Below are 10994 nucleotides of genomic sequence, written 5' to 3'. Positions count from 1 at the left end.
TCTACTCTCAAGTTTTAAAAAATAAGTCCGATGCCAAAAGGCATCGGACTTATTTTTTAAACTTGATGGCTATGACCGTGCGCGGTAGCTTTTTTGTGTAGTGTAAGTGAAAATATATCAGCGATTATTGGAATATATCGACTGTAACTTAAAATATATCAGCGATTATTGGAATATATCGACTGTAACTTAAAATATATCGGCGATTATTGGAATATATCGACCGTAACTCAAAATATATCGGCGATTTTTAAAATATATCGACTTACCGACAAAAGTTGACAAAGGAGGCTGTCCCAAACAGTCTCCTTTCTTATTATGAAAACGTATGGCGCAGTCTATTTAAAATTTCTTCTAAAACAGACCTTGGACAGCCGATGTTAATTCGAATATGTTCTTCGCCGCCTAATCCGTACTTCTCACCAGGCTCAACAATAATTTTTCCTTTTTCTTCGAGCAATTTAGTGCGCTCATCTTGAGAAAGCTGTAGGCGAGAGCAATCAATCCATAATAAAAAGCTACCTTCTGGCTTCGTTACGGAAAGAGTAGGTATGTGATCTTTCATATATTTACAAGCAAATTGAGCATTATCTTCTATATATAATCGAATTTCATTTAGCCAATCGTTACATTCTGTATAGGCACTTACCATCGCTGTATAGGCAAATATATTTAATCCGTGGAAGCCTTGTCTATATTGGATAGATGTAAAGGCTTGACGGAGTTTTTCATTTGGAATGATAATAATCGATGCTTGTAATCCAGCGATATTAAATGTTTTACTTGGAGCCATACAAGTAATCGTGCGCGCTGCTAATTCTTCGGATAAAGAAGCGAACGGTGTATGTGTATGATCTGCGTAAATAATATCGGAATGAATTTCATCTGCGACAACGATTACATTATATTTGGTACATAAAGATCCAAGCTTTGTTAGTTCCTCTTTCGTCCAAACACGCCCTATCGGATTGTGAGGACTGCAAAGAAGCATGAGTTTAATGCCTTGTTGAAATTGCCTTTCTAAATGCTCAAAGTCTATCGCATATGTATCATTTTGTTTCTGTAATGGACTTACGCATAATTGTCTGTTGTTTGTTGTGACCATTTCGAAAAATGGGGGATAAATAGGTGGTTGTACGAGAACGGATTCGTTTTCCTTTGTGAAGGCCTGTATGCTCGTACTAAGAGCTGGAACGATTCCGGCGCTAAAGACAATCCACTCTTTTTGAATATCCCAGTTGTACTGTTTTTTTGTCCAGTTACAAATAATATCGCCAATATTTTCGGGAGGAAGTGTATAGCCGAAAATAGGATGCTCGATACGTTTCTTTAAAGCAGCTTGAATTGGTTGTGGTACTTCAAAATCCATATCAGCAATCCAAGCATGGATAAGTTCTTCGTTTTTATATGTATCCCATTTTATACTATGGGTTCCACGTCGATTGACTGTTTTATGAAATAGTTGCATAAGTTTGCCCCCTTCTTCTGTAAAACCGTTAAGTTATGAAATTTCTCTCTCTTCTTATAGAATAGCTGATGTGATAGGATAAAGAAAAGTATTAAAAAGTGAAAAGGCGGGAAGCGAATGGGTACATATGAAAAGATGATAGAGGTTGTGAAGAATTGGGATCCGTTTCAAATGGGACCGGAGTTTTATGAAACAGAAGCGAGCGATGTTGTGAACGTCGCAAGTGTGTTTGATGATTCAAAATACATCGCAAAGAAGATTCAACATATATACTTTATGTCTTTTGAGGAAGTACCTGCGCTTGAAAAATGTGAGAAGTTAGCTGTGGAATTACTTGTAATAAAAGAAGGCGGAAGTTGTTCATTGTAGGCTGTCGGAATTTCCGACAGCCTTTTTATATTACTGCGCAGAAAAAGCCATAATTTCTTCATAAACATGTTCCGGTTTTTCTTCAGGTAGTAAATGCCCTGTATTTTCGTAAGAAATAAATTTCGAATTCGGTAAATCTTTGTGCAGACGATGACCCACATGTACAGGGACGACCCGATCTTTTTCACCCCAAATGAGTAGCGTAGGTGTTTCGATTTTTTGTAATTCAGTTGAAGATAAGTCACCTTCACGATCTCGTATCATACGAGTTAAAGCGGGGAATATACGGTTGTCATAAAAAGGAGCAGAGTAACCGGCCTTCATTTCATCGTCAATTAATGAATGATCATGAACGACATTCATTAAGTTATGAACAATGCCGCGCCGTATAATCCAATTCTTTACGTATAAATGAAAGAACGGTAAATAAGAAGAGTACAGTAAAGGTAAAGTTGCGCGTGCTAAATAGCTAGAGCTACATAGTAAAATTGTCTTTGAAATTAATTCAGGACGTATACGGTTTACGTAAAGTGAAATTTGGCCGCCCATAGAATGTCCAACTAACACAATGTTTGAGAGAGATAAGTGTTCAATTAAATCGATTATAATCATTGCTAAATTATGATAAGAATACTTAAATAGATGAGACTTATCACTCTTCCCGAACGGTGGTAAATCAAGGGCAATGACTGTTCCTTCTTTTGATAATAAAGGAATTAGACGGCGGTAGCTGAATGAGGAAGATAAAAAGCCGTGAACGAGTACGAAAGTAGGACGTTCTGTTTTATTTTCATGTTCATACAATTCGTAATGAACAGTAGTGCCGCGAGTGGGAAAAGTGAAATAAGGACAAGTAGATTCGTGATTCATTTTTTGTCACTCCATTGATTTTTGTTCATATCATTTCCAAGGCAGAAAAAAATATGTTAACAAAAAAAGGCAAGATGACGATGTCATCTTGCCTTTCGTATATTCAGTATTACCCGCGAACAATATTAGGCGGTGTTTTTCCTTGTAACGCTGTAACTAAATTTTCAGCGGCGGTCATAGCCATTTGTTGCCTAGTTTTTAATGTTGCAGATCCGATATGTGGTAAGGTCACAACATTTTGTAATGATAAGAGCGGATTGTCTTTTTGAATCGGCTCTTGTGTAAACGTATCGATGCCTGCTGCAAAGATTTTCTTTTCTGTTAACGCATCGATTAACGCTTCTTCATCTACTGTTTTCCCGCGAGAAGCATTAATGAAGATAGCTGTTTCTTTCATGAATGAAAATTCCTTTTCTCCGATAAGATGGTACGTTTCATCTGTTAATGGAGTAAGAAGAACGATAAAGTCAGACTGCTTTAGAAGTGTCTGTAAATCACAATATGTAGCATCGAATTTTTGTTCAGCTTCTTCTTTTCGGCGACGGTTATAATAAAGAACATCCATATCAAATCCGAATTTCGCTCGTTTTGCAACAGCTTCACCAATTCGGCCCATACCGATAATGCCGATTGTACTATGGTGTACATCTAGCCCAAAGTGCTCTTTTCCAATTTCCGCATTCCATTTACCATTTTTACGTAGGAGTCGAGTTCACAAACACGACGACCAGCAGATAACATAAGAGCAAAAACGAGGTCAGCTACTGTATCATCTAGTACGTAAGGTGTATTTGTTCCGATGACATTGCGCTTTTCCATCGCTTGTAAATCAAAATTATCGTAACCGACAGAAATGTTGCTTACTACTTTTAAGTTAGGAGCCGCCTCCAATAATTCTTCATTAATAGCAGATCCGAAATTTAATAAACCATCTTTATCTTGTATTTTCTCTAGTAGAACATCACGAGGTACCTTCTCATTTTGCTCCCATTTTTCATAATCACAGTGTTCTGATAAATAGTTTTCTACAAATGTTGGAACTGGTTCAGCAATATAAACTTTTGGTTTCACGATTCCATCCCCTTTCGCTTTATCATGCATTTTTCTGCTGAGTAAAGTTTCACTTTACCCCGCTTTAACGAGCAGTAAGACTCCCACCTAAAAAGACGGTTGAGACAAAGAAGTGAGGTGGGAGATCAAGCCCGATTGGAGCGGGCTAATAATCCATGGGGTGAACCTTTCCATGGATTAAAGTTTCACTTTATTTTGACATAATTCACTAAAAAAATCTTCTTTTCAAACTGGAAAGGCTATTTGTATAATTTAGACACAAACGAAAAGGAAGGATGATTTATATGGTGACAGAAAAAGAATTAGAATTATTAGCTTGTCTTGAAAAAAGTAGTCGATTATCTGTAGATACATTAGCGAAGCTGTTAAATATAGAAGTAGAAGAAGTAAAGAAAATGGTTGAAAAATTAGAAGCGGAAAAGATTATCGTGGATTATGTAACACATATCGATTGGACGAAGGTGAAAGAACATACAGGTTTAACGGCAATGATTGATGTGAAAGTTACGCCAAAGCACGGCGTTGGGTTCGATGCGGTTGCTGAGCAAATTTATCGTTATTCAGAAGTGAAATCTGTGTATTTAATGTCAGGGACATATGACCTTTCTATTACATTAGAGGGAAAGACAATGGGAGAAGTGGCGATGTTTGTTTCTGAGAAATTAGCAACAATTGAATCTGTCGTTTCTACGACAACGCATTTTATTTTGAAGAAGTATAAACATGAGGGGATTATTTATGAAAAAAACGATGATGATAAGCGAATTGTGGTGACACCATGAAGCAATTTGAACTATCTAGAGCAGCGGAATCTTTACAACCATCTGGTATTCGAAAGTTTTTCGATTTAGCAGCAAATATGAAAGGTGTTATTTCGCTTGGAGTAGGAGAGCCTGATTTCGTTACACCTTGGAATGTGAGGCAAGCATGTATCCGTTCTTTAGAACAAGGATATACGTCATATACAGCAAATGCAGGATTATTGGAGCTCCGTCAAGAAATAGCAAAGTATCTAAAAAAACAATTTGCAGTTTCTTATGATCCAAACGATGAAATCATTGTTACAGTTGGAGCAAGTCAGGCGTTAGATGTAGCGATGCGCGCCATTATAAATCCTGATGATGAAGTACTCATTATTGAGCCAAGTTTCGTTTCTTATGCCCCGCTTGTGACATTAGCTGGAGGCGTTCCAGTTCCTGTGGCGACTACTTTAGAAAATGAATTTAAAGTACAACCAGAACAAATTGAAGCAGCTATTACAGCGAAGACAAAGGCAATTTTACTTTGTTCACCAAATAACCCAACAGGTGCAATGTTAAACAAGTCCGAGCTTGAAGAAATAGCAGTGATTGTTGAGAAGTACAATTTAATCGTATTATCTGATGAAATTTATGCAGAACTTGTATACGACGAAGCATATACAAGTTTCGCGAGTATTAAAAATATGCGCGAGCATACGATTTTAATTTCGGGATTTTCAAAAGGATTTGCAATGACAGGATGGCGTCTTGGTATGATTGCAGCTCCTGTTCATTTTTCAGAATTAATGCTCAAAATTCACCAATATTCTATGATGTGTGCCCCAACGATGTCTCAGTTCGCAGCACTTGAAGCGTTACGTGCCGGGAATGATGAAGTAATTCGGATGAGAGATAGCTATAAGAAACGCCGTAATTTTATGACGACATCTTTCAATGAAATGGGATTAACGTGTCACGTGCCGGGCGGAGCATTTTATGTCTTTCCTTCAATCTCTTCAACTGGACTATCTTCAGCGGAATTTGCAGAACAGTTATTATTAGAAGAAAAAGTGGCTGTTGTACCTGGAAGTGTATTTGGCGAAAGTGGCGAAGGGTTTATTCGTTGTTCGTATGCAACATCGCTTGAACAGCTTATGGAAGCAACGAAGAGAATGGAACGGTTTATAGAGAATAAAAAAAGGACAAAACACAATACGTTTTGTCCATAAAAGGGGGGGAATACTAGAAAGCCATGTGTTAGTATTCTATCCTAATATTGGAGAATTATACTTACTTAAGGAAATTTTTTCATGAATTTTGAATGAGCTCTGTCATAGTGGTATAATTTACTAATATAAGGTATGCGTATCCTGAGTAGCTTTACTTACGGTACGTATTAACTAATCGGATATTTAACAATAAATCATCTGCTTTGCTATCTACAATTGTAGAGAAAATGGTAAACGTATGGGAGTGTTTCATATGTCAGAACAATATACAACAGGAGTGGTTGTAACAGGGAAAGTGACTGGGATTCAAGATTACGGTGCATTTGTAGCGTTAGATGCAGAAACACAAGGACTTGTGCATATATCTGAAATTACAAATGGATATGTAAAGGATATTCATGACTTTTTAAAAGTCGGCGATACAGTAGAAGTAAAAGTACTTTCAATTGATGAAGAACACAGAAAAATGAGTTTATCGTTAAAAGCGGCGAAAAGAAAACAAGGACGGATTCTTATACCGAATCCATCTAAGGACGGATTTAATACGCTGCGAGAAAAGCTAACAGAATGGATTGAAGAGTCTGAGTTAACAAAGTAAAAGAGGAGCGCATATGAGCGTTCCTCTTTTACTTTTTCTTATGATATATATTTGCAAATATGATTGCATGCAATCATATTCGTATGTCGAAGGTGAGTAAGGACATACTGACTAGCGAATTTCGTTCGTTTCTGGGTGAGTACCAAGATTTTCTGATGGTTTAAAGAGTAAACCAAGATTGATCAGCCCAGAAATACCGACGATGCCGTAAATAATACGTGCAAGAGCTGAGTTTTGTCCACCGAAAATGGCTGCCACTAAGTCAAACTGGAAGAACCCAATTAATCCCCAGTTTACAGCGCCAATTACAGTAAAGACTAATGCGATACGTTGCAAAGTACTCATGAAAAAGCCCCCTTAATTGTGAAGCATGAGCAAGCGATGAGTTAATTAACTCTTTTATAGAATGGGGTAGTTATGTTGTTTTTATACATAAAAAATGTTCGAAATAGGATGTATATACATCTATACCGAAAAATGCGAATTTTTATGCAAAAAATGAACTTTTTTTAAAAAATATATATTGGTTACGTTTACAAGGGGTGAATCGCTTGATTTACAACTTCAGTTTCGCTAAAGTGAATACAGAAATACATATCCATAATTGGAGGGAAAAAGATGAGTACACATGTAACGTTCGACTATTCTAAAGCGTTATCCTTCATCGGTGAACATGAAATCACTTATTTACGTGATGCAGTGAAAGTAACACATCACGCAATCCACGAAAAAACTGGAGCTGGGAACGATTTCCTTGGGTGGGTAGACCTTCCGCTTCAATATGACAAAGAAGAATTTGCTCGCATTCAAAAATGCGCAGAAAAAATTAAAAATGACTCTGACATTTTACTTGTTGTAGGTATCGGTGGTTCTTACCTAGGAGCACGTGCAGCAATTGAAATGTTAAACCATTCTTTCTACAACACACTTTCTAAAGAACAACGTAAAACTCCACAAGTGCTATTTGTTGGACAAAACATTAGCTCCACTTATATGAAAGATTTAATGGATGTACTAGAAGGCAAAGACTTCTCTATTAACGTTATTTCCAAATCAGGTACAACAACAGAGCCAGCACTAGCATTCCGTATTTTCCGTAAGTTATTAGAAGAAAAGTATGGAAAAGAAGAAGCTCGCAAACGTATTTATGCAACTACAGATAAAGCGCGTGGTGCATTAAAAACATTAGCTGATAATGAAGGTTACGAAACATTCGTTATTCCAGATGATGTTGGAGGACGTTTCTCTGTATTAACGCCAGTTGGTTTATTGCCAATCGCAGTGAGTGGCTTAAATATTGAAGAGATGATGAAAGGTGCAGCTGCTGGTCGTGAGGACTTCGGTACATCAGAACTAGAAGAAAACCCAGCTTACCAATACGCAGTAGTTCGTAACGCTCTATACAATAAAGGAAAAACAATTGAAATGCTTGTTAACTATGAGCCAGCACTTCAATACTTCGCTGAGTGGTGGAAACAGTTATTTGGTGAAAGTGAAGGAAAAGATCAAAAAGGTATTTTCCCATCTTCAGCAAACTTCTCAACTGACTTACATTCATTAGGTCAATACGTTCAAGAAGGTCGTCGTGACTTATTTGAAACAGTTCTAAAAGTAGGTAAACCTACACATGAACTAACAATCGAATCAGAAGAAAACGATTTAGATGGATTAAACTACCTTGCTGGTGAAACTGTAGACTTCGTAAACACGAAAGCATACGAAGGTACACTACTTGCACATAGCGATGGCGGAGTACCAAACTTAATCGTAAATATTCCTGAATTAAATGAGTACACATTTGGTTACCTTGTATACTTCTTCGAAAAAGCATGTGCGATGAGCGGCTACTTATTAGGCGTAAATCCATTTGACCAACCAGGAGTAGAAGCATACAAGAAAAACATGTTTGCTTTACTTGGTAAACCAGGATTTGAAGAATTAAAAGCAGAATTAGAAGAGCGTTTAAAATAATAAAAAGCGGCCGGATCCGGCCGCTTTTTATTATTTCATCGAAAAGTCCATCAGTATATTCAAACTAGAGTGGGTATGCTAAAGAAAAAGTCTAGGAGGGATGGACTTGATTCCGATTCATTCAAATTTAGAAGGACGTACATATGCGTTATATAAGTTAGAAGAAATAATGAAGCCACTCGGATATAGCATTGGTGGCAATTGGGATTATGATAAAGGATGCTTTGATTATAAAATCGATGAAGAAGACGGCTATCAATTTTTACGAGTGCCATTTACAGCAATTGATGGAGAACTAGATGTACCCGGCGTAATAGTTCGTCTTGGAACGCCGTATATTCTTTCGCACGTATATCAAGACGAACTAGATGATCATGTAAATACTTTAACAGCTGGAACGAGTGGAATGGATCAATTTGCTGAGCCGAAAGATCCAGATGGAGATGTGAAAAGAAAATATATCAATATTGGGAAAGTGCTCATGCAAGAATTAGAGCGTCATTTTACTAATGGTGAATAACAATGAGTATGTCGCTTTCAATGAGAACAAAGGAATGAACTGGATTAATCATATATTGTTCGTCGCGCTTTATACCTAGTAAGAGAATGTTTTGCTTTAAAAGAGTATAGCTACAATTCGCAAAAGTTTGTCCGGTGCAGGACATGGGAAGCTCCATCAGTTGTAATTTATTATCAGAGATTTCGTCGTAAAGTGAAAATAGTACACCTGAAATGGAAGGGAATAAAAGAGAAGCGGTAAATACATAGCTCGTTAATTTATTTCCTTCTATAATTTCTGATACGCCAGCTCTCGTTGCATTTTGTATTTGTTCAGAGGTAAGAAGTTCAGCGATGCAGTGAATGTTTGGGTTGAGCCCTTTTGCAGTTAAAATATTTAAAATGGACTGTGTATCCGCTAAGCTTTCGTTTTTTTCTTTATCAGCTGTTATTAATATGGTGTGAGCCGTTGTAATATTAGCTTTTAATAACGTTTGGTCGTGATGGGGGCACCCCTTTATAAATTCTAAATGATGAAATGGTTTTGGCAGTAAAGAAAGTGTTTCATCAATTAAAACGATATCAAGGTTTGGTTGTAATACGTGCATTTGTTTTACAACATGCTTTGCTCGTTCATTCCAGCCGACAATAATCATATGACCGTTAGAAGTCGCAGCTTCTTCTCCTTTAACTTTCATATATTGTTTATTAATCATTTCAGTAGCAAACAGCACCATATAATAAGAACAAAATCCAGTTCCTAATAAAATAATACTCATACCGATAAGTTTCCCGATTAGTGTATGAGGGGCAAAGTCACCATAACCAACAGTGAAAATTGTAACGATTGACCACCAAATTCCATCAAACCATGTGGTAAAGTGTGATGGTTCTAATCTATGTATAAGAAAGCCGGAAAAAGCAGTAAGTATAACAATAAAGCAAATTAAACGAAAAATAATGGAATCACGAAATGTATCTACTAAATTCGGACGGGATTTCAATTGCCTATTCCTCCTTACTTTGCAGGACTACATTCATTGTTGCCATTATAGAAAAAAGAAAAACTCTCTAATTTAAAAGAGAGTTTGTTTTACGTTACATACTTTCTACTTCAGTTTGTTGAACACTTTCGAGATGCTGGAGAGCATAGTAAACATCAGCAGTATGTCTTTTTTGATCGATACATAATTTAAGATGTAAATAGTGAGAACCATTTTCTAACGTTTTAAGCTTCATATTCTTCACTTTTATATCCATTTCTTTTATTTCCTCAATTACAACCGGGATATTGTCCATCTTTCGCACAACAAGTTTTACTGCGATATCACGTTGACGAAATGATCTAGGTCCTACAAATTTCATTGTTAATGGTATAAGTTCAACGCTAATCATAAGGAAACACATTCCAAAAATCGCTTCGATATAGAACCCAGCTCCAACAGCGATACCAATACCAGATGCGCCCCAAATCATAGCAGCAGTTGTTAACCCGGCAATACTATCGTTTCCTCTACGTAAAATAACACCGGCACCTAAAAAACCAATCCCTGATACAATTTGAGCGGCAAGTCGAAGTGGGTCCATATTCATATGATCAGTATGTGGTAAATTGTAAGCTGCTTTAATAGAAACAATGGTCAGGAGGCAACTAATGATAGAAATAACTAAACACGTTTTTAAACCAAGTGGTTTACGTTTTAATTCGCGCTCTAAACCGATGGCGAACCCTAAAATAGCCGAGAGACCTAGTTTGATTAATAAATCGGTATAGTCCATATATATTCCTCCTTGTATGGTATCGTATATAAATAAAACGTTTATTATAGAAAGAAACGTTTTTGGATAGAGTGACTTTATATAGAATATATGTAGGAATCTCTTAGAAATGAAAGAGATATTTCGTTTAAGTATATGATATTAAAAAAGAAATGTAGTTAATTTGAAAAAAGTTTATAAAAGGTGTTGCATTTCATTTTTTCGTATGATATATTAATAATCGTCGCTGATGCGGAAACGCAGAAAACGACAAAAAAGAAATTGAAAAACTTAGTTGACATCGAAAAACGAAGATGTTAACATAAGGGAGTCGCAAATGAGCGACCAAGTAGTTCTTTGAAAACTGAACGAAACAAACAACGTGAAACGTCAATTTTTATTTTAGATGCTAGACAAACTAA

The 10994-nt window shown here is 36.5% G+C and carries 11 protein-coding genes and 1 pseudogene; 6 read left to right on the top strand and 6 right to left on the bottom strand.

Going from position 1 to position 10994, the window contains the following annotated elements:
- Nucleotides 1-316: 316 nt before the first annotated feature.
- Nucleotides 317-1468, bottom strand: a complete 1152-nt coding sequence (locus tag PDQ33_RS26520) for a MalY/PatB family protein (RefSeq protein ID WP_061131733.1) — start codon at nt 1466-1468, stop codon at nt 317-319.
- Nucleotides 1469-1585: 117 nt separating this feature from the next.
- Between PDQ33_RS26520 and PDQ33_RS26515 the strand changes: the two genes are divergently transcribed.
- Nucleotides 1586-1837, top strand: a complete 252-nt coding sequence (locus PDQ33_RS26515; RefSeq protein ID WP_000537636.1) for a YugE family protein — start codon at nt 1586-1588, stop codon at nt 1835-1837.
- A gap of 30 nt (nt 1838-1867) precedes the next feature.
- Here the strand turns inward: PDQ33_RS26515 and PDQ33_RS26510 are convergent, their stop codons facing one another.
- Both PDQ33_RS26510 and PDQ33_RS26505 read right to left on the bottom strand, forming a co-directional pair.
- Entirely contained in the window at nt 1868-2707 is an 840-nt protein-coding gene (locus tag PDQ33_RS26510) for an alpha/beta fold hydrolase (protein ID WP_270756884.1), read from the bottom strand.
- Nucleotides 2708-2816: 109 nt separating this feature from the next.
- Nucleotides 2817-3808: pseudogene (locus tag PDQ33_RS26505) on the bottom strand (2-hydroxyacid dehydrogenase).
- A 254-nt stretch (nt 3809-4062) separates the two neighbouring features.
- Here PDQ33_RS26505 and PDQ33_RS26500 point away from each other — a divergent pair.
- From PDQ33_RS26500 to yugI, 3 genes are all read left to right on the top strand, one after another.
- Entirely contained in the window at nt 4063-4560 is a 498-nt protein-coding gene (locus PDQ33_RS26500; protein WP_000255699.1) for an Lrp/AsnC family transcriptional regulator, read from the top strand.
- Nucleotides 4557-5747: an aminotransferase gene (locus PDQ33_RS26495; RefSeq protein ID WP_000808516.1), complete on the top strand. Its 1191-nt coding sequence runs from the start codon at nt 4557-4559 to the stop codon at nt 5745-5747. The genes PDQ33_RS26500 and PDQ33_RS26495 overlap by 4 nt, the downstream gene beginning before the upstream one ends.
- Before the next feature lie 253 nt (nt 5748-6000).
- The gene (yugI, locus tag PDQ33_RS26490; protein ID WP_000003767.1) at nt 6001-6345 is read left to right on the top strand and encodes a S1 domain-containing post-transcriptional regulator GSP13; all 345 of its coding nucleotides are present in this window, start codon (nt 6001-6003) and stop codon (nt 6343-6345) included.
- Between the two features lie 111 nt (nt 6346-6456).
- Here the strand turns inward: yugI and PDQ33_RS26485 are convergent, their stop codons facing one another.
- Nucleotides 6457-6690, bottom strand: a complete 234-nt coding sequence (locus PDQ33_RS26485) for a DUF378 domain-containing protein (protein ID WP_000105788.1) — start codon at nt 6688-6690, stop codon at nt 6457-6459.
- A gap of 273 nt (nt 6691-6963) precedes the next feature.
- Between PDQ33_RS26485 and PDQ33_RS26480 the strand changes: the two genes are divergently transcribed.
- Nucleotides 6964-8316: a glucose-6-phosphate isomerase gene (locus PDQ33_RS26480; protein ID WP_000103660.1), complete on the top strand. Its 1353-nt coding sequence runs from the start codon at nt 6964-6966 to the stop codon at nt 8314-8316.
- 106 nt (nt 8317-8422) lie between these two features.
- The gene (locus PDQ33_RS26475; protein ID WP_000612285.1) at nt 8423-8836 is read left to right on the top strand and encodes a YugN-like family protein; all 414 of its coding nucleotides are present in this window, start codon (nt 8423-8425) and stop codon (nt 8834-8836) included.
- On the opposite strand, the gene PDQ33_RS26470 is transcribed toward PDQ33_RS26475, so the two are convergent.
- Nucleotides 8823-9818 carry a potassium channel family protein gene (locus PDQ33_RS26470; protein ID WP_000842331.1) on the bottom strand — a complete coding sequence of 332 codons (996 nt, stop codon included), beginning with the start codon at nt 9816-9818 and terminating at the stop codon, nt 8823-8825. The genes PDQ33_RS26475 and PDQ33_RS26470 overlap by 14 nt on opposite strands.
- 94 nt (nt 9819-9912) lie before the next feature.
- Complete coding sequence (locus PDQ33_RS26465; protein WP_000386678.1) at nt 9913-10593, bottom strand: MgtC/SapB family protein; 681 nt, start codon at nt 10591-10593, stop codon at nt 9913-9915.
- Nucleotides 10594-10994: the final 401 nt, after the last annotated feature.

The organism is Bacillus cereus group sp. Bc031 (assembly GCF_027716265.1).
In the GTDB taxonomy this organism is placed as follows: Bacteria; Bacillota; Bacilli; order Bacillales; family Bacillaceae_G; genus Bacillus_A; species Bacillus_A paranthracis.
The sequence above is the reverse complement of the archived record's forward strand: the minus strand, read 5'-3'. Positions and strand labels throughout refer to the sequence as shown.

Coding starts and splice junctions, on each gene's coding strand:
- PDQ33_RS26520 (WP_061131733.1), bottom strand. CDS start 1,468: ATGCAACTATTTCATAAAACAGTCAATCGACGTGGAACCCATAGTATA.
- PDQ33_RS26515 (WP_000537636.1), top strand. CDS start 1,586: ATGGGTACATATGAAAAGATGATAGAGGTTGTGAAGAATTGGGATCCG.
- PDQ33_RS26510 (WP_270756884.1), bottom strand. CDS start 2,707: ATGAATCACGAATCTACTTGTCCTTATTTCACTTTTCCCACTCGCGGC.
- PDQ33_RS26500 (WP_000255699.1), top strand. CDS start 4,063: ATGGTGACAGAAAAAGAATTAGAATTATTAGCTTGTCTTGAAAAAAGT.
- PDQ33_RS26495 (WP_000808516.1), top strand. CDS start 4,557: ATGAAGCAATTTGAACTATCTAGAGCAGCGGAATCTTTACAACCATCT.
- yugI (WP_000003767.1), top strand. CDS start 6,001: ATGTCAGAACAATATACAACAGGAGTGGTTGTAACAGGGAAAGTGACT.
- PDQ33_RS26485 (WP_000105788.1), bottom strand. CDS start 6,690: ATGAGTACTTTGCAACGTATCGCATTAGTCTTTACTGTAATTGGCGCT.
- PDQ33_RS26480 (WP_000103660.1), top strand. CDS start 6,964: ATGAGTACACATGTAACGTTCGACTATTCTAAAGCGTTATCCTTCATC.
- PDQ33_RS26465 (WP_000386678.1), bottom strand. CDS start 10,593: ATGGACTATACCGATTTATTAATCAAACTAGGTCTCTCGGCTATTTTA.